The following is a 22,259-nucleotide window of genomic DNA, read 5'->3' as shown; positions in this document are numbered from 1 at the left end:
TCGGGGGCCAGGAGCCGGGGGTCAGCGGATGCGGAGGGCCTTCAGCGCGCGCAGGGAGGCGCTCATGAACGCCGCGTACTTCTCGTCGTCCATGCCGAACGACGGCGCCAGGGGCACCACGCGCTGCTGGGCGACGGTCTGCGCCTCGGTGTACTTGAGGATGCCCTCCGCGCCGTGCCGGCGGCCCAGCCCGGAGTCGCCCATGCCGCCCATCGGGGCCTGGAGGCTGCCGTACGCCGCGCCGTAGGCCTCGTTGACGTTCACCGTGCCGGCGCGCAGCCGGGCGGCCAGGGCGCGGGCCCGGCGGCCGCTGCGGCTCCACACGCTGGCGTTGAGCCCGTACGGGGTGGCGTTGGCGAGGGCGACCGCCTCGTCCTCGTCGGTGAAGCGGTGGACGGAGACGACGGGGCCGAAGGTCTCCTCACCGCAGACGGCCATGTCGGCGGTGACGCCCGCCAGGACGGTCGGCTCGTGGAACAGCGGGCCGACGTCGGGGCGGGGCCGGCCGCCCGCCAGGACCTTCGCGCCCTTGGCGACGGCCTCCGCCACATGCCCGGTGACGGCCCGGAGCTGCCGCTCGGAGGCGAGGGAGCCCATGTCGGCGCCGTAGGCGAGCGCGGTGCCCAGCCGCAGGGCCCTCGTGCGGGTGACGAGGCGCTCGGTGAAGTCGTCGGCGACCGAGGCGTGGACGTAGAGCCGCTCGATGGAGATGCACAGCTGGCCGGCCGAGGAGAACGCGCCGCGCACCGCGCCGGCCGCCGCCCGGTCCGGGTCGGCGTCGGCCAGGACGATCATGGCGTTCTTGCCGCCCAGCTCCAGCGAGCAGCCCACCAGCCGGTCCGCGGCGCGCCGGGCGACCTCGCGGCCGGTGCGGGTGGAACCGGTGAAGGAGACGTAGTCGGCGTGCTCGACCACCGCCGGACCGACGACGGGGCCGTCGCCGATGACCACCTGCCACACGTCCGCGGGCAGCCCGGCCTCGATCAGCAGGCGGCGCGCCCACAGCGCGGTCAGCGCGGCCTCGGTGTCGGGCTTCATCACCACGGCGTTGCCCGCGGCGAAGGCGGGCAGGGCGTCTCCGACGGACAGCTCCAGGGGGTAGTTCCAGGGGGCGATCAGCCCGACGACGCCCTTCGGGTGGCGCAGCTCCAGGGTCCTCGTCAGCACCGGGAAGGCACCGGCCCGGCGCTTCGGGCGCAGGTGGGCGGGGGCCGTGCGGCCGTAGTACCGGGCGGCGACGGCGACCGCCTGCACCTCCTCGTGCGCGTGCAGCCGTGCCTTGCCGGTCTCCAGCTGGTTCAGGTCCAGCACCTCGGACTGGCGGCTCAGCAGCAGGTCGTGGAAGCGCAGCAGGACCGCGGCGCGCTCCCGTACCGGCCGGGCCGCCCACTGCCGCTGCGCCCGCCGGGCCCGGGCGAAGGCCGCGGCGACGTCCTCGGGGGTGGCCTCGGGCAGGTCGGCCAGCTTCTCCCCGGTGAACGGGGTGTGGCAGGCGGTGGTGTCGCCGCCGGCGAGGCCCTCGGTCAGCCGGGCGACCAGGGCGGCGGTCACCACGTCCGCGGCGGTGCGGGCGCCGGCGGGGGCGGGGGCGACCGGGTTGCCGTCCGGCGCGTGTGCCTGACGTGCCGGTCCGGCGGCCCCGGCGGATCTGGCGGTGATGCCTGGCGATTCCGTCATACAGCGGAGGGTAGGGCGAACGCCGCCGATATGGGTACCCGTCGGTAACTTTTTTCGCGGAATCCGCCGTCGGGCACCGGCACACCCGGCCGCGCACCCGGCCGGGTCACTTCCCCTCGACGTCCAGATGCGCCACGAGACCGGCGAAGAGCCGCTCCCCCGACTCCCTGCTCTCCCCCGCCGCGGGCATCTGCACCACCAGCCGCCACTCCTCGGCCTTCTCGTCGATGTAGTAGAACTCGCGGCGCCGGAGCCTGTTCCCCTCCTCGTCGCCGTCCGGGACGTAGGTCACCGTCAGCTCGGCGGCGCGTGGCTCGCCCCGGTACTCCGCCTCGGTGACCCGGCCCTCGACCTCGGTCATGTCGCTCTCGTAGGGCTTGTCCCGGTAGAAGTCCAGCCACTCGTTGGCCTCGGCGACCGGGCTGTTCCACTCGTCGTGGTTGCGCTGGAGCCAGACGGTGAAGTTCTTGTCGGGCGAGGTCAGCATCACCTCGTTGTCGTCCACCGAGCGCGCGTAGTCCGCCGGGGCGCCCAGCGAGGCGTTCACCCGGTCCTTCTCGTCGTACCGCTTCCAGCCCTCGGGCAGGCCGTCGTCGACGGGCCAGAACAGCACCGCCGCCACCGCGGCGGCGGACAGCAGCACACCGGTGCCCGTGAACGCCCTGGCCCGGCGGCTGGTGCGCAGCGCCCGGCCGGCCCGGGACAGCGGCCCCGGCCCGCCGCCCACCAGCCGGGCCGCGGCGGCCGGGCGGGCGATGCTCTCCAGCTCCTGCCGCACCTCCACGGCGTCCGGACGGGCGGCGGGGTCCTTGCGCAGCAGCCGCATGACGAGCGCGCTCAGCCCGCCCCCGGCCCGGGCCGGGTTCTGCGGCTCGGCCGAGATGATGGCCTGGAGCGTGGCGGGGGCGGTGGAGCGGCGGAACGGGGACATGCCCTCGACCGCCGCGTACAGCACCACGCCCAGCGACCACAGGTCGGACTCGGGGCCGGGCCGCTGCCCCAGCACCCGCTCGGGGGCTATGTACTCGGGCGAGCCGACGAAGGCACCGGTCTCGGTGAGCTTCTGCTCGCCCTCGACCTGGGCGATGCCGAAGTCCGTGAGGACGACCCGGTCGTGCCGTCCGAGCAGGACGTTGTCCGGCTTGACGTCCCGGTGCAGCACGCCCACCTCGTGCGCGGCGGCCAGCGCGCCCAGGACGGCGAGACCGATCCGGGCCGCCTCCCGCGGCCCGATGGTGCCCTCGGCCAGCACCTCGCCCAGGGAGTGCCCCTTGACCAGCTCCATCACGATCCAGGGGCGGCCGTCCTCCACCACCACGTCGTGGACGGTGACGACGGACGGGTGGTCGATCCCGGCGGCGGCCCGGGCCTCGCGGCGCATCCGCTGGTACGCCGTCTGCCGCTCGGTCTCGCTCAGGTGATCGGGGAGCCGGGGCTCCTTGATCGCCACCTCGCGGCCCACGACCTCGTCCCGGGCACGCCAGACCGTGCCCATGCCGCCGTGACCGAGCCGGGCCAGCAGCCGGTAGCGCCCGCCGACGAGCCGCCCGCCGCCCGGCTGCGCCGGCTGCTCCGGCTGCTCCGGCTGCGCCTCCGGCCCCCGGCCCGCGGGCTCCCCCGGCGGCACGGACGGCTCGGGACGGGCCGGCGGCGCGGACCGGCCGGGCCGCGCCGCGGTCCGGGTCGGCTGGTACGCGACGGCGGCCTGGTCGGCTGCGGGCAGGTCCCGCGGGGCGGGCGCCCCGGGCGGCGGCAACTCGTAGCTGGTGGGCTCGTGCGCCCGGTCTGGCTGGTGGGTCATGGGCCCATCAGTACCGTGTGGCCGTTCCCGGGCGCCACAGTTGTTCCCATCAGGTGCCGAAGCTGTGACACCCGGCGGCCGGGACGGCGGGCCGCCGGGGCTCAGCCGGTGACGCGGTAGGTGTCCGCCAGCTTCCCGAAGTGCCGGTCGACGGCGGCCTTCCGGCTCTCCGGGCCCCTGACCAGCACCGTGTGGTAGCGGCCGTCGATGATCATCGACCGGTTGCGCACATAGGTCTCGCCCCCGCCGTCGCGCCAGCTGAACCGGCCCTCGGCCATGACCGTGCGGCCGACCTCTATCCGCCGCATACCGGAGTTGGTCGCCCAGTCGGCCGCCCGGTAAGCGTCCAGCTCCGGCTGCTCGCCCGTGAGGTACGTCATCGGGTCGTCGCCGTACTCCTCGGTGGTGTCCCGGCCGGGCACGACGACCAGTTCCAGGCCGCCGCCGGTGAAGACGGTCTGTCCGCTGCCGTTCGGGCCGCCGCGCCGCCAGCCCTCGGGGACGGCGATCTGGAAGCCGCCGCCCTTGTGCACGGTGTAGCCGTCGAGTCCGGCGGCCGGCTCCTCGGTCTGCGGCTGCTCGGACCCGCCGGCCGCCCCGGCCGACTCCCGCGGCGCGGAGGGCTCCGGCGCCGCCGAGGGGCCGGAGTTCTCCTCCCGCTGTCCGTCCTGTCCCCCGCCCTGCTCCCCGGGCTGGGTGCCCACCCGGCCGGCGCGCTGGTTGCCGGTGTCCGCGGAGGAACCCTGCCCGGCCCCGGGCATGAACAGCGCGGCGTACACCAGCGTCCCGGCGAGCAGCGCCAGGATCAGCCCGACCAGCACCAGCCCCAGCCGGCGCGGGCTGCCGCCGCCGCGGGCCCGGCGGTGCCGGGCGCGGGCGGGCACCGGCGACCGCTCGGTGCGCCTCCTGCGGACCAGCTCGCCCCGGCGCCGTACGATCGGCAGCCGCCGCGGGTCGGCGGGTGCGGCGGCCTCCAGGGTCAGGGGCGCGGTGACCGTGTGCCGCCCCACCTCCGGTTCGGGCGCGGACCGGATCAGGGAGCGCAGCCAGCCGCCCAGCTCCTCGAAGTCCGGCCGCTCGGTCGGGTCCTGGCGCAGCAACGACTCCACCACGGGCCGCAGCGCCCCGCACTCCTCGGCGAACGCGGGCGGCTCGGCGCACACCATCTGCGCCAGCTCGGCCGCGGACTCCTCCGGGTAGGGCGCGTGCCCCTGCACCGCCCGGAACAGCAGCGCGCCCAGCGCCCACAGGTCGGCCGCCGGGCCGACGGGCGGGGCCAGCCGCCAGTTCTCGTACACCGGGCCGGCCTGCTCGGGTGCCCAGCGCTCGGTGACGGCGCCGACGACGGCGATCCGGGTCTGGCGGGCGCGTTCGGCGGCGAGCGCGGTCGCGGGGCCGCGGTAGCGCCCCTCGCTCTCCCGGTCCCAGCGCGGGCCGCTCTCCCCGTGCTCGCCGGGTGCGTCGGACGCCCCGTGCGCCCCGCGCGTCTCGTCCTCGCCGGTGCTGTGCGGAACGGCGGCGGACCATCCCTCGTCCGGACCCGCGGCACCGGCCGGCCGGCCGTCGGTCCGGCGGGCCTCCACCTCGGCCCGGGCCGCGGCGGCCCGGGTGCCGGCCCGGTACGCGGCGATGGCGCCGCTGCGGGCGGCGCGCTCGGTGCCGCGGCCGGGCACCCCCGGACCGAACGTCCCCGGGCCGGGCGGGCCGGTGAAGCCGGGGGCGGCGGGGGGACCGGGCGGCACCGCCGGGAGCTCCCGGGACGTACCGCCGGTGCCGCCGGGCCGGTCGCCGGACGCCTGCCGGGGCACCCCGCCCCGGGGCGGGACGGGGCCCGCGAGACCGCCGGGCGCGGCCGGGCCGGGCGGACCGGCCTCACCGGGCGGGGCCTCGGGCACGTGACCGCGCGGCAGCACGCTCGGCGGCGCCGGGAGCGGATCGTATCCGCACAGGGCCTCCTCCGCCGCCCCGACGGCCAGACCGGTGAGGAAGGCGCGCCCGTCGTCGCAGACGAGGACGGTGCGGGTGGTGATGTTGCGGTGGACCCAGCCGTGCGCGTGGACCGCGCGGAGCGCGGCGAGCAGGTCGGCGGCTATCTCGGCGGCCCGGTGGGGGCTCAGCGGACGCTCGGCGAGCACCGCGGCCAGCGGCCGGCCCGCGACGAGTTCGCTGACGATCCACAGCCCGTCGTCCTCGACGAAGACGTCGAAGACCTGGTCGAGCCGGGGGTGGTCGGGGATCCGCGAGGCGGCCTGCGCCGCCTCCACCGCGCGCCGCACCGCCGGATCGGCCGGACGGCGGGTGGCCCGGCCGGAATACGCGCCGGCACCCCGGCCGACGAACTCCGCGTCGACCACCTCGGGCAGCGGCACCTGGCGGACCAGCACCTCCTGCCCGCTGGCGGTGTCGTACGCGCGGGACTCCACGAGTTCGTACTCGTCGGACGGCGGACGCGGCAGCCGGTACCGGCCGGCCAGCAGCCGACCCGAGTAGTCGTCCACGGAGCACCTCCCCAGAGCCTACGGTCCCTCAAGACGCGTTCCCACCGACCGGATGACGGATGCGCAGGGTCCGCACCCTATGACGATACGTGCCGAACGGGCCTCGCGTCGCCGGTCGGTCGGTCACGTCCCGTTCCGGCGGTTTCCGGGGGCCTCGGGGGGCTCCGGAGGACTCGGGGGCTCAGGGGGAGTCCGGAAAAAGGGCGAGCACCCTTCACGACAGGGGCCGGAACGTCCCGAACGCGGTCTTCCGCACCGTACGGCACTCCGCGCCGTCCCACTCGTCCGCCGGGCAGGTGATCATGACGGCGTAACCGCTGTCGCCGTCCACCCGGAAGCCGCGGTTGAGGACACGTACCCGCTGACCGCCCTCGGTGCGCTCGAACGTCCAGTCGGCGACGGTCGGGTAGTCGCGCCAGTCCACGGACTTGATGCCCAGCCGCGTGTAACCGCTGCTGCTGCCGCGCACGGCGGGCTCCAGGGCCTTCCAGGCCGCCGCCGCGTCCTCGCCGGGGCTGCCGCTGAAGTCGACCTGGATCTTGGGCAGGCCGCCGCCGGACGGGGTGTAGATGCCGCCGGAGTTCTGCCCCGCTATGCCGGTGCGCCGGTAGCCCTCGGGCATGGCCATCGAGAAGTTGAAGCGGTCGTCGGTGACCGTCTCGTAGCCCTCGGGCGGTGCCTTGCCGCCCTGGTCGTCCCGGCCGCCGTCGTCGCCGTTCCCCCCGGCGCCGTCCGCGCCGCCCTGGTCGCCCCGGCCGTCCTGGCCGTCCTGCCCGGCCGTGCCGTCGTCCTCGCCGGAGGGCGAGGCTTCCGGGGACGCCCCGCCGTCCCCGCCGCCGGAGTCCCGCTCCCCGCCGGAGTCCTGTTCACCTCCGCCGGAGGACACGGCCGAGCTGTCCTCCCCGGCCTGCCCGCCGTCGCCGCCGTCCCCGCCGCCGAGCACCAGGGCCAGCACGGTGCCGAGCACGGCCAGCGCCACCACGGCGGCGACCACCGCCAGCCCGGCGGGCTGCCGCGCCTTGCGCGCCAGCGCGGACGTGCGGGTCCGGAGCACGGACGTGGCCGCGCCGCCGGAGCCGCCGTTCCGGCCGCCGCCGGCCCCCGCGGCACCGTCGGCCGCCGGGGCGGCGGACGCCGTACCGGCCGTGGCGGGCGCGTCGGAGCCGGACGCGTCGGAGCCGGACGCGGCGGGGGCGGACGCGTCGGCCGGGGGGTCCGCGGCACCCGGGGCGGGCGCGGCGGCCGCTCCGTTGCCGCGCCGGGACGCGGCGGCACCGGCCGCCGCCGCGGCCACGGTGTCGCGCACGGCCTTCAGCGCCTCGCGCAGCCGCTCACCGTTCGTACCGCCGCTCGCACCGGCGCGCCGGGCGCCGCCCGGCGCGGTGTCCGCCGCCGCGCCGTCCGCGCGTCCGGTGCCGCCGGCGTCTCCGGCGCCGGCGGCGTCTTCGACGCTCCCGGCCGCCTTCTCCGCTCCGGCGGGCCTCTTCCCGGCCGCGCCGTCCGCCCCGGCCAGCGGCATCACGGTGGTACGGGTGCCCCCGTCCTCCGCCGGCGCCGCCGGCGCGGGCCCGCCGAGCGCCCGCTCCAGCAGCGCCCGCGCGCCGGGCTCGTCCAGCCGCCGCTCCGGTTCCTTGCGCAGCAGGCCGCGGATGACCTCCGTCAGTTCCCCGGCGCGCGCCGGGGGTTCCAGGGGCTCGGTCATCACCGCGGTCAGGGTGGCGATCGCCGACCCCTTGTCGTACGGCGGGTGGCCCTCCACGGCCGCGTACAGCAGCCCGCCCAGCGACCACAGGTCGGACGGCGGCCCGGGGCGCTGGCCGCGGGCCCGCTCGGGCGCTATGTAGGAGGGGGCCCCGACCAGCATGCCGGTGGAGGTCAGCGAGGGGTCGCCCTCGATCTGGGCGATGCCGAAGTCGGTGAGGACGACCCGGCCGTCCTCCTCCGCGATGAGGACGTTGGACGGCTTCACGTCGCGGTGCAGGATGCCCTCGCGGTGCGCGGCGCGCAGCACGTCCAGGATCGCCAGGCCCACCTCGGCCGCCCGGCGCGGCGTCAGCGGCCCGTCCTCGCGCAGGACGTCGGCCAGCGAGCGGCCCTCGACCAGCTCCATGACGATCCAGGGCCGGTCGTCCTCGTCCACCACGTCGTAGACGGTGATGGCGCTGCTGCTGCGGATCCGGGCGATGGCCTTGGCCTCGCGCAGGGTGCGCTTGATGAGCCGCCGCTTCTCCTCCTCGTCCACACTGGACGAGAAGCGCAGCTCCTTCACCGCGACGGTACGGCCCAGGATCTCGTCCTCCGCCCGCCACACGGTGCCCATGCCACCGCGGCCCAGGACGTCGCTCAGCCGGTAGCGCCCGCCCAGCAGCCGTCCGGCCTTCTTCCCGCGGCTGTCCACGTCGCCCATGTGCTTCCTCACACTCAGCCCGCCCCAGCAGTCGCCTCACATTCTCACCCATCGGGTGAGGCACGGCGTACGCGGCCGTCGGCGCGCCACCGGAACGGCGGTGCGCGGTCGTGGTGCTGACGCCCCGGCACACCGGGCATCCCGGATCACGCGGTCCACCGCGGTCCGGAGCCCCGGTCCGCGGCGGTCCGCGGCGGCCCGCGGCGCTCCGGACCGGTTCAGAGCGGGACGATGTCCGGGGCGCCCAGCCGCGCGGCGTCGGCGGTCTGGTCGTCGGGCTGCCGCTGGGACTCCCGCTCGGCCTCGACCCGCTTCTCGTAGTGCGCCACCTCGCGCTCGATCCGGTCGGCGTCCCAGTCGAGCACGGAGGCCATCAGCTCGGCGCACTCACGGGCGCTGCGGGTGCCGCGGTCGAAGGTCTCGATGGAGACGCGGGTGCGGCGGGTGAGGACGTCGTCCAGGTGGAGGGCGCCCTCGTGCGAGCAGGCGTACACCACCTCGGCCTTCAGGTAGTCGTCCGCGTACGGCAGCGGCTCGCCCAGCGAGGGGTCCTCGGCGACCAGTGCCAGCACCTCGTCGGTGAGCGCGCCGTACCGGTTGAGCAGGTGTTCCACCCGGGCCACGTGCAGTCCGGTGCGGGCGGCGATCCGGGCGCGGGCGTTCCACATCGCCGGATAGCCCTCGGCGCCGACCAGCGGCACGTCCTCGGTGCAGGACGGGGCGACCCGGTGGTCGAGGCCGTGCACGGCGGCGTCGACGGCGTCCTTGGCCATCACCCGGTAGGTGGTGTACTTGCCGCCCGCGACCACCACCAGGCCCGGCACCGGATGGGCGACGGTGTGCTCGCGGGAGAGCTGGCTGGTGGCCTCCGACTCCCCGGCCAGCAGCGGGCGCAGCCCGGCGTACACGCCCTCCACGTCGTCACGGGTGAGCGGCACCGCCAGCACGGTGTTGACCCGGTCCAGCAGGTAGTCGATGTCGGCGCTGGAGGCCGCCGGATGGGCCTTGTCCAGGTCCCAGCCGGTGTCGGTGGTGCCGACGATCCAGTGCCGCCCCCAGGGGATGACGAACAGCACGCTCTTCTCGGTGCGCAGGATCAGCCCGGTGGAGGAGTGGATGCGGTCCTTGGGCACCACCAGATGGATGCCCTTGGAGGCGCGGACGTGGAACTGCCCGCGCTCGGCGATCATCCCCTGGGTGTCGTCGGTCCACACCCCGGTGGCGTTCACCACCTGGCGGGCGCGCACCTCGTACTCGCCGCCCTGCTCCAGGTCCCGCACCCGGGCGCCGACCACCCGTTCGCCCTCGCGCAGGAAGCCGACCACCCGCGCCCGGTTGGCGGCGTGGGTGCCGTAGGCGGCGGCGGTGCGGACCAGGGCGGCGACGTAGCGGGCGTCGTCCATCTGCGCGTCGTAGTACTGCAGGGCTCCCACCAGCGCGTCCTTGCGCAGGCACGGGGCGACGCGCAGGGCCTGGCGGCGGGTCAGGTGCCGGTGGCGGGGCAGGCCGCGGCTGCGCCCGGAGGCGGTGCCGAGCACGTCGTACAGCGCCACGCCGGAGCCCGCGTACAGCCGCTCCCAGGCCCGGTGCTTCAGGGGGTAGAGGAAGGGGACGGGTTTGACCAGGTGGGGGGCGATCCGCCGCAGGAGCAGGCCGCGCTCCTTGAGGGCCTCGCGCACCAGGGTGAAGTCCAGCATCTCCAGATAGCGCAGCCCGCCGTGGATCAGCTTGCTGGAGCGGCTGGAGGTGCCCGAGGCCCAGTCGCGGGCCTCGACGAGCCCGGTGCTCAGACCCCGGGTGGCCGCGTCCAGGGCGGTGCCGGCCCCGACCACGCCGCCGCCGACGACCAGTACGTCCAGCTCGCGTTCCGCCATGCGGGCGAGTGCCTCGGCCCGCTCGGCCGGTCCCAGTGCCGCTGTCCTCACCGCTGCCTCCTGATGGGTCGTCCGTCGGCCCCGACCATGACCCCTACCCGGTTAACCGCGCCATCCGCCTGTGCGCACGCCCCTTCTTCGCGCCCCTCCCCGCCTCCCGCGTCCCTCCCTGCCTTTTCTCTGCCTTGCTCTGCCTTGCTCTGCCTTGCTTCGCCTTCCTTCGCCTTCCTCCTGCCTTCCCCGCCTCTCCGGGGCCACGGCCCTCCGCCATTCCCACGACCTTGCGCTCTCCGGAGGGCACCGCTCCGCGAGCAATCCACCATATCTGTCGTATATGTGCTTAACCTGACAGCACCCATGGGCCGGTCCGCAAGCCGAACCGGCCCCGTCCGCCGGCGACAGGGGAAGGGACACCGCCTCATGCCCGTCGATCTCGCCGTCCTCGGTCTGGGCCGTCTCGGTCTGCCCGCGGCCCGGGCGGCCACCGCCGCCGGCATCGGCACCGTCGGCTACGACCCCGACCAGGACACCGTCACCGAGCTGGGTGCCGGGCGCCCCCCGGCGGACGGCGGGCTGTCGGCGGCCGAGGTCCGCCGGATGCTCTCGGCGGGTTTCCGGGCGACCCGCGACCCGGCCGTCCTCGGCCGGGTGCGCACCGCCCTGATCTGCGCCCCCACCCCGCCGGGCGAGGACGGCGCGCCGGACCTGGACGCGGTGCGGGCGGCGGCACTGGCCCTGGGAGAGCGGCTCCGCCCGCGCACCACCGTCGTGGTGGAGTCGGCCGTCCGGCCGGGCGGCACCGAGGAGTACGTCGCCCCGCTGCTGGAGCGGGCCTCGGGGCTGCGCGCCGGGCACGACTTCCACCTCGCCTGCGCCCCGCCCCGGCTGGACCCGGGCAACCGCGCCTACGGCTACGCCAACACCCCGCGCGTCATCGGCGGGCTGACCCCGGCCTGCACCGAGGCCGCCGCCGCGTTCTACGGACGGCTGACCGAGAAGGTGGTGCGGGCACGCGGACTGCGCGAGGCCGAGATGACGGCGGTGCTGGAGACCAATTTCCGGCACGTCAACATCGCCCTGGTCAACGAGATGGCCGTGCTCTGCCACGACCTCGGCGTCGATCTGTGGGACGTGCTCCGCTGCGCGGAGACCAAGCCGTTCGGCTTCCTGCCCTTCCGGCCCGGCCCCGGGGTGGGCGGCCACGGCCTCCCCGTCGACCCCGCCCGGCTGGACCGCGGGGAGCGCACCTCGGACTGCCCGCTGCGGCTGGTCGGGGCCGCCCTGGAGGCCAACGCCCGGATGCCCGGCTATGTGGCCCACCGGGCGGCCACCCTCCTCAACGAGCACGGCAAGTCGGCCCGCGGCGCGCGGGTGCTGCTGCTCGGCGTCACCTACAAGGCCGACCTCGCCGACCGGACCGGCTCCCCCGCCCCCGAGATCGCCCGGCGGCTGCTGGACCTGGGCGCGCGGATCGGCTACCACGACCCGCACGTGCCGCACTGGGAGGTGGCGGGCCGGCCGGTGCCGCGCGCCGACTCGCTGTACGAGTCCGCCGCCGCGGCCGACCTGACCCTGCTGCTCCAGCACCACCGCGTCTACGACCTGCAGAGCCTGTCCGCCAAGGCCCAGCTCCTCCTCGACACCCGTGGCGCCAGCCCGGCGGGCGCCGCCCACCGGCTGTGACGCACGGACGAAGGGGCCGGGTGCCGCGGACCGTCCGTCCGCGGCACCCGGCCCCTTCGTCCGTGCGCTCCGGCGGTCAGCGGGAGACGGTGACCTCCACGCGCTGGAACTCCTTGAGCTCCGAGTAGCCCGTGGTGGCCATGGCCCGGCGCAACGCGCCGAAGAAGTTCATGGAGCCGTCGGGGCTGTCCGAGGGACCCAGCAGGATCTGCTCGGCGGTGCCGACCGTGCCCAGGTTCACCCGCCTGCCGCGCGGGACGACCTCGTGGGCGGCCTCCATGCCCCAGTGGTAGCCGCGGCCGGGCGCGTCGGTGGCACGGGCCAGCGGGGAGCCCATCATCACCGCGTCCGCGCCGCAGGCGATCGCCTTGGGCAGGTCGCCGGAGAGGCCCACGCCGCCGTCGGCGATGACATGGACGTACCGGCCGCCGGACTCGTCCAGGTAGTCGCGGCGGGCCGCCGCCACGTCGGCGACGGCGGTGGCCATCGGCACCTGGATGCCCAGCACGCTGCGGGTGGTGTGCGCGGCGCCGCCGCCGAAGCCCACCAGCACGCCCGCGGCGCCGGTGCGCATCAGGTGCAGCGCGGCGGTGTACGTGGCGCAGCCGCCGACGATGACGGGGACGTCCAGCTCGTAGATGAACTGCTTGAGGTTCAGCGGCTCGGCAGCCGAGGAGACGTGCTCGGCGGAGACGGTGGTGCCGCGGATGACGAAGAGGTCCACGCCCGCGTCGACGACCGCCTTGGAGAACTGCACGGTGCGCTGCGGGGAGAGCGCGGCGGCCGTCACCACGCCGGAGTCGCGGACCTCCTTGATCCGCCGCCCGATCAGCTCCTCCTTGATGGGCGCGGAGTAGATCTCCTGGAGCCGGCGGGTCGCCGTCGCCTCGTCCAGTCCGGTGATCTCCGCCAGCAGCGGCTCGGGGTCCTCGTAGCGCGTCCACAGCCCTTCGAGGTTGAGCACCCCCACGCCGCCCATCTCACCGATGCGGACGGCGGTGCGCGGCGAGACGACCGAGTCCATCGGCGCGGCCAGGAACGGCAGCTCGAAGCGGTAGGCGTCGATCTGCCAGGCGATCGAGACCTCCTCCGGGTCCCGGGTGCGCCTGCTGGGCACCACGGCGATGTCGTCGAAGGCGTACGCGCGCCGGCCGCGCTTGCCACGGCCGATCTCGATCTCAGTCACGTGCTGGGCCCTTCCTACGGTCTACGGCCCCAAGTATCCCCGAGAGCCTCGGCCGGGGCCGCACCCGGGGCGGCGGACGGCCGCGGTACGGCCCGCCGGGCGTCCGGCGGGCCGTACCGCGGCCGTCGGCGGGCTCAGCGCCGGGAGTAGTTCGGCGCCTCGGTCGTCATCTGGATGTCGTGCGGGTGGCTCTCCTTGAGTCCGGCCGCCGTGATCCGCACGAAGCGGCCCTTCTCCTTCAGCTCCGGGACCGTCCGGCCGCCCACGTAGAACATCGACTGCCGCAGTCCGCCGACGAGCTGGTGGACCACCGCGCCCAGCGGGCCGCGGTAGGGGACCTGGCCCTCGACGCCCTCGGGGACGAGCTTGTCGTCGGCCGCGACCGCCTCCTGGAAGTAGCGGTCCTTGGAGTACGACCTGGCCTGGCCGCGCGACTGCATCGCGCCCAGCGACCCCATGCCGCGGTAGGACTTGAACTGCTTGCCGTTGATGAACAGCAGCTCGCCCGGCGACTCCTCGCAGCCCGCCAGCAGGCTGCCGAGCATCACCGTGTCGGCACCGGCGACCAGGGCCTTGGCGATGTCGCCGCTGTACTGCAGACCGCCGTCGCCGATGACCGGGACGCCGGCCTCCCGCGCGGCGAGCGCGGCCTCGTAGATGGCGGTGACCTGCGGGACGCCGATGCCGGCGACCACCCGGGTGGTGCAGATGGAGCCCGGTCCGACACCGACCTTGATGCCGTCGGCGCCGGAGTCGACCAGCGCCCGGGCGCCCTCGCGGGTGGCGACGTTGCCGCCGATCACGTCGACCGGCGAGTTGGACTTGATCTTGGCGACCATCTCGCCGACGAGCCGGGAGTGGCCGTGCGCGGTGTCCACGACGATGAAGTCGGCACCGGCCTCGATCAGCGCCTGGGCCCGCTCGTAGGCGTCCCCGGCCACCCCGACCGCCGCGCCGACGATGAGCCGGCCCTCGGCGTCCTTGGCCGCGTTGGGGTACTTCTCCGCCTTGACGAAGTCCTTGACGGTGATCAGACCCTTGATCACGCCCTCGTCGTCGACCAGCGGCAGCTTCTCGATCTTGTGGCGGCGCAGCAGCTCCATCGCGTCCGAGCGGGAGATGCCCACCTTGCCGGTGACCAGCGGCATCGGCGTCATGACCTCGCGGACCTGGCGGGTGCGGTCCGTCTCGAAGGCCATGTCACGGTTGGTGACGATGCCCAGCAGCCTGCCCGTCGCGTCGGTGACCGGCACCCCGCTGATCCGGAAGCGGCCGCACAGTTCGTCCGCCTCGCCCAGGGTGGCGTCCGGGCGGATGGTGATCGGGTCGGTGACCATGCCGGACTCCGACCGCTTGACCCGGTCGACCTGGGTGGCCTGGTCCTCGATGGAGAGGTTGCGGTGCAGTACGCCCACCCCGCCCTGGCGGGCCATGGCGATGGCCATGCGCGCCTCGGTGACCTTGTCCATCGCCGCGGAGATCAGCGGGACGTTCACCCTCACGTTGCGCGAGATGTACGAGGAGGTGTCGATGTCCTGCGGAGCCATGTCCGACTCGCCGGGGAGCAGCAGCACGTCGTCGTACGTCAGCCCGAGCGGGGCGAACTTCGCGGGCACTCCTTCCGGGCTCTCCGCGCTGCCCACACTGCCGCTGCTGTCCGTCATGACGCCTTCCATGGCACCTTCCCCATACTCTTGCCCGGCGCGGGCGTCCATGCTATCGGCTCCGGCGGGGGCCACATGCCGCCCCGGTCCGCCGCTCACCGGCTGCTCTCCACCGGTCCGTGCGCCGCCGGCCCACTGCCCGGCGGCCGGCTCACTGCTCGGCGAGGGCCCGCAGTCTCGACAGGGCCCGGTGCTGTGCAACGCGTACGGCCCCCGGGGACATTCCGAGCATCTGCCCGGTCTCCTCGGCGGTCAGCCCGACCGCGACCCGCAGCAGCACCAGCTCGCGCTGGTGCTCGGGGAGGTTCGCCAGGAGCTCCCGCGCCCACTTGGCGTCGCTGCTGAGCAGGGCCCGCTCCTCCGGGCCGAGCGAGTCGTCGGGCCGCTCGGGCATCTCGTCCGAGGGCACCGCCGTGCTGCCCGGGCCCCGCATGGCGGCGCGCTGGAGATCGGCGATCTTGTGCTGGGCGATGGCCGTGACGAACGCCTCGAAGGGCCTGCCGGTGTCGCGGTAGCGCGGCAGCGCGCACAGCACCGCCAGGCAGACCTCCTGGGCCAGGTCGTCGACGAAGTGCCGGGCGTCCCCCGGCAGCCTGGTCAGCCGTGTCCTGCAGTAGCGGAGCGCGAGCGGGTGGACGCGGGCCAGCAGGTCGTGGGTGGCCTGTTCGTCCCCCTCCGCCGCACGCTGGACGAGGGCACCGATCTCCCCCCGGCCGCCGGCCGCGGGGGACGTCTCGTCGTCGCGCATCGGTCCATGGTGCACCCGCGGCGGGAGATCCGCCGCACCGCGTCCGTGGTTGTGCGCCGAAGCGTTATGGACAGGGGCACTCGCTGTCACGTCCCGCGCCCTCCCCTCACGCCTGGCCGTCCGGTCCCCGAGGAACTCCATACAACCAGGATGCGGCACGCGGGAGATTACGGCACCGGGCCGTTCCCCGAAGGCCCCGCCACCGCCCGCGGCCGGCGGCCGGACAGAGCCCCTCCCACCCGGGCTCCGCCCCCTGCCGGATCGCCGGACGGGGCCGGTGGGGCGGGGAGCCCACCGGCTCCCCCGCTCCGGCCGTCCCGGACGCCCGCGTACCGGGGTGCGGCGTCCTAGCGGACGAGTCCCCAGCGGAAACCGAGCGCCACGGCGTGTGCCCGGTCGGAGGCGCCCAGTTTCTTGAACAGCCGCCGCGCGTGCGTCTTCACCGTGTCCTCGGACAGGAACAGTTCCCGCCCGATCTCGGCGTTGGAACGGCCGTGGCTCATGCCCTCCAGGACCTGGATCTCCCGCGCGGTGAGGGTGGGCGCGGCGCCCATCTCGGCCGAACGCAGCCGGCGCGGCGCGAGCCGCCAGGTGGGGTCGGCCAGCGCCTGGGTGACCGTGGCCCGCAGCTCGGCGCGCGAGGCGTCCTTGTGCAGGTAGCCGCGGGCCCCCGCGGCGACGGCGAGCGCCACCCCGTCGAGGTCCTCGGCGACGGTCAGCATGATGATGCGGGCGCCCGGATCGGCCGACAGCAGGCGCCGCACGGTCTCGACGCCGCCCAGGCCGGGCATCCGGACGTCCATCAGGATGAGATCGGAGCGGTCGGCCCCCCAGCGGCGGAGGACCTCCTCGCCGTTGGCCGCCGTGGTCACACGTTCCACGCCGGGCACGGTCGCGACCGCGCGGCGCAGCGCCTCTCGGGCGAGCGGGGAGTCGTCGCAGACGAGGACGGAAGTCATGATCGCCCTCCGCAGCTCATGCGCATCACCTTTGGCCTCCAGGGCTGGTACGAATCGTCACCTGTGCGGTTGACCGGCCCGGACATCCGTCCGGCACTCGTCCTCGCCAACCGCCTCCGCACACTCAACGACGGTCACCCGAAAGAGTTACGGTCTCCGGCGCCCGCTTTCAACACCCTACGTGATGGCCCGGACACGGAGGGGGTATCCGGCCCAGTTCAGCGGCCGTGTCGTCATTTGCCCTGTTTGGCGGGTTTTCTTTTTATTGTTCGCGTCTGCCGCCTGAATCGCGAAGATACATATTTACATCTACTCGTACCGTGGATGTACGGTCGTGACTGTTCTCGACTGGTTCACCGGCATCAGTGCGCTTCCGAGAGGACAAGCCATGGCAGATTTCTCCCGTCTACCGGGGCCCAACGCCGATCTGTGGGACTGGCAGCTGCTGGCCGCGTGCCGGGGAGTCGACAGTTCGCTGTTCTTCCACCCCGAGGGAGAACGAGGGGCGGCGCGCAGCGCGCGCGAGGCCTCAGCCAAGGAGGTGTGCATGCGCTGCCCGGTCCGGTCGGAGTGCGCCTCCCACGCGCTCACGGTGCGTGAGCCGTACGGAGTATGGGGCGGTCTGACCGAGGACGAGCGCGAGGAGCTGATGGGCCGGGCCCGCAGCCGGCTGGCCGTGGCCGGCGGCGGCTGACGGACGGGCGGCCCCGCCGGAGGACCGGCCCCTCCCGCGGCCCGGGCGGGACGGGCCGCTCAGCGCCGGGCGGCGGCCGACAGCCGGTCCAGCACGGCCGCCACCACCGGTACGCGCGCGAGGTCCGGCAGCGTCAGCGCCACCACCTCGCGCCGTACCTCCGGGCCGATCCGCACCGTACGCACCCCACTCAGACGCACCGGCTCCAGCGCCATCTCGGACAGCACCGCCACGCCCAGACCCGCGCCGACCAGCCCCACCGCGGCCGGGTAGTCGTCGGTGGCGAAGTCGATGCGCGGGGTGAAACCCGCCCGCTCACAGATCCGTACCAGCTGGCGGCGGCAGCGCGGGCAGCCCGCGATCCAGGACTCCCCGGCCAGCTCCGCGAGCTCCACGCGCTCCGCGTCCGCCAGCCGGTGGCCCCGGGGGAGCAGCCCGACGAGCCGGTCGGTGAGCAGCGGCCGCACCACCAGCCCGTCCTCCCCCCACTCCTCCCCGGTGTCCGGCGCACCGGAGCCCGCCCGCGCGGTCCCGGCGATCCCCGCGGCGGGCTCCGGGTAGCGGTAGGCGAGCGCGATCTCGCACTCCCCCTCGCGGAGCATCTCCACCGAGGGCGGCGGCTGCGCCTCGACCAATGACATCCGCACGCCGGGATGCTCCGCGCGCAGCGCGGCGAAGACCCCCGGCACCAGGGTGGCGCTGGCGCTGGGGAAGGACACCAGCCGCACCCGGCCCGCCCGCAGCCCGGCGATGGCCGCGACCTCCTCCTCGGCAGCGGTCAGTGAGGCCAGGATTCCGGCGGCGTGCCGCACCAGCGCCTCACCCGCCTCGGTCAGCCGGGTCTCCCGGCCGGTGCGGACCAGCAGCAGAGTGCCCACCGTCCGCTCCAGCGCCCTCATCTGCTGGCTGACGGCGGGCTGGGTGCAGCCCAGCTCACGGGCGGCGGCGGAGAACGACCCGGTGCGGGCCACGGTGCGCAGCACCCGGAGATGGCGGGCCTCGATCACCGCTCCACCATAAGCGGGGCTCCGCGGGCGGGGCCGGTCCGGCGTCCGGACGGACGGACACCCGCTCGCCCCGCCGGGGCCGCCGTTCTAGCCTGCCTGTCATGCGACTTCTCTCCGTGAACCTGGCCCGGCCCCGCGCCGCCGACTACACCGACTCCCCCACCGGGGCCACCGGTATCGGCAAGCGGCCGGCCGACGGTCCGGTCGCCGTGGCCGCGCCCGGCCCCAGGGGCGCGGGCGGCAGCGGGCTCGCCGGGGACTTCGTCGGCGACCTGCGCTTCCACGGCGGCGACCACCAGGCCGTGTACGCCTATGCCCGGGAGGACCTGGACGACTGGGCGGCGGCCCTCGGCCGGGACCTGCCGAACGGGGTCTTCGGCGAGAACCTGACCACCGCGGGAGTGGACGTGTGCGGCGCCCTGATCGGCGAGCGCTGGCGCGTCGGGGAACGGGTGGTGCTGGAGGTCTCCGCCACCCGCACCCCCTGCCGCACGTTCGCGGGCCGGCTGGCGGAACTGGGCGTCCTCCCCGCGGCCCGTTCCGCACGGAGCGCGGCGGAGGGCCCGGGCAGTGCCGGGACTCCCGGTGATCCGGGGCAGCGCCCGGAGAACTGGCTGAAGCGGTTCACCCGGGCGGCCGTGCCCGGCGCCTATCTGCGGGTGGTCGAACCGGGCGAGATCCGCGCCGGGGACCCCGTCGAGATCCTGTACCGGCCGGACCACGAGGTGACCTCCGCCTTCCTCTTCCGCGCGCTGACCACCGAGCGCGAGCTGCTCCCGCGCGTCCTGGCCGCCGGGGACGCGCTGCCGCCCCGCGAGTACGAGGAGGCGCAGCGGTACGCCGAGCGGGCCGGGGAGAGGGACCACGCGGCGCGCCTCCCGGCGCCTCCCGACGCTTCCGGCGCCTCCTGACCGGCCGGTCCGCCCGCCCGGCCGGCCGGATAGCGTTCCCGTATGACGACTGCACTGATCACAGGAGCCACCGCGGGCATCGGAGCGGCGTTCGCCCGGCGGCTGGCGCGCGACAAACACGACGTGGTGCTGGTGGCCCGGGACACCGAGCGGCTGCGGCGGCATGCCACGGAGCTGCACGACCGGCACGGCGTCGAGGCGTCCATACTCACCGCCGACCTGGCCACGGACGAGGGCATCGAGGCGGTCGAGGAGCGGCTCGGCGACCGCAGGCACCCGGTCGAGCTGCTGGTCAACAACGCCGGCTTCGGCCACAAGGGGCGCTACCCGGAGGTCCCGCTGGAGGACGAGCTGCGGATGCTCAAGGTGCACTGCGAGGCCGTGCTGCGGCTGACCACGGCGGCCGTGGAGAGCATGCGCGAACGGGGCCGGGGCGCGGTGATCAACGTGTCCTCGGTGACGGCCTTCCTGCCGCGCGGCACCTACGGCGCCTCCAAGGCGTGGATCGCGCAGTTCACCCAGGGCGCGGCCCAGGACCTGGGCCCGTCGGGGGTACGGCTGATGGCGCTGTGTCCGGGCTTCGTGCGGACCGAGTTCCACCGGCGCGCCGAGATGCGGACGGAGAAGGTGCCGGGGTGGATGTGGCTGAACGCGGACCGCGTCGTGGACACGGCCATGGCGGATCTGGCGAGGGGCCGGGTCCTGTGCATTCCGGACCCGCGTTACAAGACGCTCCTGGGCGTGGCCCGGCTGGCGCCCCACGGCCTGGTCTCCCGCGTGTCCTCCAGCGTCGGGCGCTTCGGCCCGAGGTGACGGGCCGTACGGGCGGCGGCACGACGACGGTCCGGCTCCCCCGGAGGGGAGCCGGACCGTACCGCGAGAGCGGCCCGGGGCCGGAAAGGCACGACCCCGGCGGACGCCTCAGTGGACGCCTCAGTGAGCGTGGCCGTGACCGTGGCCGGCGGCCTCCGGCTCCTCCTCGGCGGGCTTCTCCACGACCAGGGTCTCGGTCGTCAGCAGCAGCGAGGCGATGGAGGCGGCGTTCTCCAGGGCGGAGCGGGTGACCTTCACCGGGTCGATGACGCCGGCCTTGACCAGGTCGACGTACTCGCCGGTGGCGGCGTTGAAGCCGTGGCCCCTCTCCAGCTCGGCGACCTTGGAGGTGATGACGTAGCCCTCCAGGCCGGCGTTCTCGGCGATCCACCGCATCGGCTCGACCAGGGCCCGGCGGACGACCGCGACACCGGTGGCCTCGTCGCCGTCCTTGCCCAGGCTGTCCTCCAGCACCTTGGCGGCGTGGACCAGCGCGGAGCCGCCACCGGAGACGATGCCCTCCTCGACCGCGGCGCGGGTCGCGGAGATGGCGTCCTCCAGACGGTGCTTCTTCTCCTTGAGCTCGACCTCGGTGGCCGCGCCCACGCGGATCACGCACACGCCGCCGGCCAGCTTCGCGAGGCGCTCCTGCAGCTTCTCGCGGTCCCAGTCGGAGTCGGTGGTCTCGATCTCGGCCTTGATCTGCGCGACGCGGGCCTGCACGTCGTCGGCCTTGCCGCCGCCGTCGACGATGGTGGTGTCGTCCTTGGTGACGGTCACGCGGCGGGCGGTGCCCAGCACGTCCAGACCGGCCTGGTCCAGCTTCAGGCCGACCTCCTCGGCGATGACGGTGGCGCCGGTCAGCGTCGCCATGTCGCCGAGCATCGCCTTGCGGCGGTCGCCGAAGCCCGGGGCCTTGACGGCCACCGCGTTGAAGGTGCCGCGGATCTTGTTGACCACCAGCGTGGACAGGGCCTCGCCCTCGACGTCCTCGGCGATGATCAGCAGCGGCTTGGAGCTGTTCGCCTGGATGATCTTCTCCAGCAGCGGCAGCAGGTCCTGGATGGAGGAGATCTTGCCCTGGTGGATCAGGATGTACGGGTCGTCGAGGACGGCCTCCATCCGCTCCTGGTCGGTCACCATGTACGGCGACAGGTAACCCTTGTCGAAGGCCATGCCCTCGGTGAAGTCCAGCTCCAGACCGAAGGTGTTGGACTCCTCGACGGTGATCACACCGTCCTTGCCGACCTTGTCCATCGCCTCGGCGATCAGCTCGCCGACCTGCTTGTCCTGGGCGGACAGCGCGGCGACGGCGGCGATGTCCTCCTTGGAGTCGATCGGGCGCGCGGCGGTGAGCAGGTCGTCGGAGACGGCCTTGACCGCGGCGTCGATGCCCTTCTTCAGGGCGGCCGGGGAGGCGCCGGCGGCGACGTTGCGCAGGCCCTCGCGGACCAGCGCCTGGGCCAGCACGGTGGCGGTGGTGGTGCCGTCACCCGCGATGTCGTTGGTCTTGGTCGCCACCTCCTTCACGAGCTGGGCGCCCATGTTCTCGTAGGGGTCGTCGACCTCGACCTCGCGGGCGATGGTGACACCGTCGTTGGTGATGGTCGGGGCGCCGAACTTCTTGTCGATGACGACGTTGCGGCCCCTGGGGCCGATCGTCACCTTCACGGTGTCGGCGAGCTTGTTGACGCCGCGCTCGAGGGCGCGACGGGCGTCCTCGTCGAACTTCAGGATCTTCGCCATGGTTGCTTCGGTCCTCCCGGGCCTGTGGGGTCCTCGTCAAACGATCCGCGCCCCGGCCCCGGCTGTGTCAGAGGCGGGTGCCGGAGCGCGGATCACAGGCGGCCTTCGCCGCTCGCTTCTTACTTCTCGATGATCGCGAGGACGTCGCGAGCCGAGAGGACGAGGTACTCCTCGCCGCTGTACTTCACCTCGGTGCCGCCGTACTTGCTGTACAGCACGATGTCGCCGACCTTGACGTCGAGCGGCAGCCGGTTGCCGTTCTCGAAGCGGCCCGGACCGACGGCCAGGACGGTGCCCTCCTGGGGCTTCTCCTTGGCCGTGTCCGGGATGACCAGGCCGGAGGCCGTGGTCTGTTCCGCGTCGAGCGGCTGGACCACGATGCGGTCCTCGAGCGGCTTGATGGCAACCTTGGAGCTAGTGGCGGTCGTCACGATCCGACCTCCCCCTTCGGAGATCTCAGCGGGGTTTGGATGTCTGGGGTGGCGACCTGGTAGATCCGTCGTCGCGGGTGCCGGATCTGCCCGTCGCTGGGGTTGGCACTCTCCATGGGGGAGTGCCAGATCCGAGACTATGCGGGCGTTAGCACTCAGT

Annotated in this window: 16 protein-coding genes; 4 read left to right on the top strand and 12 right to left on the bottom strand. The window is 74.6% G+C overall.

Features of this window, described 5'->3' with window-relative positions; all coding sequences use genetic code 11:
- Positions 1-21: 21 nt before the first annotated feature.
- The 5 genes from V1L54_RS14485 to V1L54_RS14465 all read right to left on the bottom strand — a co-directional run bounded on the left by V1L54_RS14485 (position 22) and on the right by V1L54_RS14465 (position 10,308).
- Positions 22-1,677 carry a succinic semialdehyde dehydrogenase gene (locus V1L54_RS14485; protein ID WP_330118375.1) on the bottom strand — a complete coding sequence of 552 codons (1,656 nt, stop codon included), beginning with the start codon at positions 1,675-1,677 and terminating at the stop codon, positions 22-24.
- A gap of 106 nt (positions 1,678-1,783) precedes the next feature.
- Complete coding sequence (locus V1L54_RS14480) at positions 1,784-3,478, bottom strand: serine/threonine-protein kinase (RefSeq protein ID WP_330118374.1); 1,695 nt, start codon at positions 3,476-3,478, stop codon at positions 1,784-1,786.
- A 101-nt stretch (positions 3,479-3,579) separates the two neighbouring features.
- Positions 3,580-5,976, bottom strand: coding sequence for a serine/threonine kinase C-terminal domain-containing protein (locus V1L54_RS14475; RefSeq protein WP_330118373.1), 2,397 nt, complete (start codon positions 5,974-5,976; stop codon positions 3,580-3,582).
- A gap of 214 nt (positions 5,977-6,190) precedes the next feature.
- Positions 6,191-8,383, bottom strand: coding sequence for a serine/threonine-protein kinase (locus V1L54_RS14470; RefSeq protein WP_330118372.1), 2,193 nt, complete (start codon positions 8,381-8,383; stop codon positions 6,191-6,193).
- Positions 8,384-8,601: 218 nt separating this feature from the next.
- Positions 8,602-10,308 (bottom strand): glycerol-3-phosphate dehydrogenase/oxidase, encoded by a 1,707-nt coding sequence (locus V1L54_RS14465; RefSeq protein WP_330118371.1) that lies wholly within the window; start codon positions 10,306-10,308, stop codon positions 8,602-8,604.
- 369 nt (positions 10,309-10,677) lie between these two features.
- Here V1L54_RS14465 and V1L54_RS14460 point away from each other — a divergent pair, with 369 nt between their 5' ends.
- Positions 10,678-11,940: a nucleotide sugar dehydrogenase gene (locus V1L54_RS14460; protein ID WP_330118370.1), complete on the top strand. Its 1,263-nt coding sequence runs from the start codon at positions 10,678-10,680 to the stop codon at positions 11,938-11,940.
- Positions 11,941-12,016: 76 nt separating this feature from the next.
- Here V1L54_RS14460 and V1L54_RS14455 read toward each other — a convergent pair whose 3' ends face one another.
- From V1L54_RS14455 to V1L54_RS14440, 4 genes are all read right to left on the bottom strand, one after another.
- Positions 12,017-13,126 (bottom strand): GuaB3 family IMP dehydrogenase-related protein, encoded by a 1,110-nt coding sequence (locus tag V1L54_RS14455; protein WP_330118369.1) that lies wholly within the window; start codon positions 13,124-13,126, stop codon positions 12,017-12,019.
- 134 nt (positions 13,127-13,260) lie between these two features.
- Positions 13,261-14,790, bottom strand: coding sequence for an IMP dehydrogenase (guaB, locus tag V1L54_RS14450; protein WP_330118368.1), 1,530 nt, complete (start codon positions 14,788-14,790; stop codon positions 13,261-13,263).
- Between the two features lie 151 nt (positions 14,791-14,941).
- Positions 14,942-15,538 carry a sigma-70 family RNA polymerase sigma factor gene (locus V1L54_RS14445; protein ID WP_330118367.1) on the bottom strand — a complete coding sequence of 199 codons (597 nt, stop codon included), beginning with the start codon at positions 15,536-15,538 and terminating at the stop codon, positions 14,942-14,944.
- A gap of 347 nt (positions 15,539-15,885) precedes the next feature.
- Entirely contained in the window at positions 15,886-16,497 is a 612-nt protein-coding gene (locus V1L54_RS14440; RefSeq protein WP_003948568.1) for a response regulator transcription factor, read from the bottom strand.
- 388 nt (positions 16,498-16,885) lie between these two features.
- Between V1L54_RS14440 and V1L54_RS14435 the strand changes: the two genes are divergently transcribed.
- Positions 16,886-17,191 carry a WhiB family transcriptional regulator gene (locus V1L54_RS14435; protein ID WP_100204519.1) on the top strand — a complete coding sequence of 102 codons (306 nt, stop codon included), beginning with the start codon at positions 16,886-16,888 and terminating at the stop codon, positions 17,189-17,191.
- 59 nt (positions 17,192-17,250) lie between these two features.
- On the opposite strand, the gene V1L54_RS14430 is transcribed toward V1L54_RS14435, so the two are convergent.
- Positions 17,251-18,198: a LysR family transcriptional regulator gene (locus tag V1L54_RS14430; RefSeq protein ID WP_330118366.1), complete on the bottom strand. Its 948-nt coding sequence runs from the start codon at positions 18,196-18,198 to the stop codon at positions 17,251-17,253.
- Positions 18,199-18,299: 101 nt separating this feature from the next.
- Here V1L54_RS14430 and V1L54_RS14425 point away from each other — a divergent pair, with 101 nt between their 5' ends.
- Positions 18,300-19,109, top strand: a complete 810-nt coding sequence (locus V1L54_RS14425) for an MOSC domain-containing protein (protein ID WP_330118365.1) — start codon at positions 18,300-18,302, stop codon at positions 19,107-19,109.
- Between the two features lie 42 nt (positions 19,110-19,151).
- Entirely contained in the window at positions 19,152-19,922 is a 771-nt protein-coding gene (locus tag V1L54_RS14420) for an SDR family NAD(P)-dependent oxidoreductase (protein ID WP_330118364.1), read from the top strand.
- Between the two features lie 120 nt (positions 19,923-20,042).
- Here the strand turns inward: V1L54_RS14420 and groL are convergent, their stop codons facing one another.
- A complete protein-coding gene (gene groL / locus V1L54_RS14415) occupies positions 20,043-21,668 on the bottom strand; it encodes a chaperonin GroEL (RefSeq protein ID WP_330118363.1) in 1,626 nt (541 codons plus the stop codon).
- A gap of 119 nt (positions 21,669-21,787) precedes the next feature.
- Entirely contained in the window at positions 21,788-22,099 is a 312-nt protein-coding gene (groES, locus tag V1L54_RS14410; RefSeq protein ID WP_100204513.1) for a co-chaperone GroES, read from the bottom strand.
- Positions 22,100-22,259: the final 160 nt, after the last annotated feature.

The organism is Streptomyces rubellus (assembly GCF_036323805.1).
In the GTDB taxonomy this organism is placed as follows: domain Bacteria; phylum Actinomycetota; class Actinomycetes; order Streptomycetales; family Streptomycetaceae; genus Streptomyces.
Note: the sequence above shows the minus strand (reverse complement) of the source record. Positions and strands in the feature narration are given on the sequence as shown.

What these genes read in the sequence shown, in the direction of transcription:
- V1L54_RS14485 (WP_330118375.1), bottom strand. Translation starts at nt 1,677, where the DNA reads ATGACGGAATCGCCAGGCATCACCGCCAGATCCGCCGGGGCCGCCGGA.
- V1L54_RS14480 (WP_330118374.1), bottom strand. Translation starts at nt 3,478, where the DNA reads ATGACCCACCAGCCAGACCGGGCGCACGAGCCCACCAGCTACGAGTTG.
- V1L54_RS14470 (WP_330118372.1), bottom strand. Translation starts at nt 8,383, where the DNA reads ATGGGCGACGTGGACAGCCGCGGGAAGAAGGCCGGACGGCTGCTGGGC.
- V1L54_RS14460 (WP_330118370.1), top strand. Translation starts at nt 10,678, where the DNA reads ATGCCCGTCGATCTCGCCGTCCTCGGTCTGGGCCGTCTCGGTCTGCCC.
- guaB (WP_330118368.1), bottom strand. Translation starts at nt 14,790, where the DNA reads ATGACGGACAGCAGCGGCAGTGTGGGCAGCGCGGAGAGCCCGGAAGGA.
- V1L54_RS14445 (WP_330118367.1), bottom strand. Translation starts at nt 15,538, where the DNA reads ATGCGCGACGACGAGACGTCCCCCGCGGCCGGCGGCCGGGGGGAGATC.
- V1L54_RS14440 (WP_003948568.1), bottom strand. Translation starts at nt 16,497, where the DNA reads ATGACTTCCGTCCTCGTCTGCGACGACTCCCCGCTCGCCCGAGAGGCG.
- V1L54_RS14435 (WP_100204519.1), top strand. Translation starts at nt 16,886, where the DNA reads ATGGCAGATTTCTCCCGTCTACCGGGGCCCAACGCCGATCTGTGGGAC.
- V1L54_RS14425 (WP_330118365.1), top strand. Translation starts at nt 18,300, where the DNA reads ATGCGACTTCTCTCCGTGAACCTGGCCCGGCCCCGCGCCGCCGACTAC.
- V1L54_RS14420 (WP_330118364.1), top strand. Translation starts at nt 19,152, where the DNA reads ATGACGACTGCACTGATCACAGGAGCCACCGCGGGCATCGGAGCGGCG.
- groL (WP_330118363.1), bottom strand. Translation starts at nt 21,668, where the DNA reads ATGGCGAAGATCCTGAAGTTCGACGAGGACGCCCGTCGCGCCCTCGAG.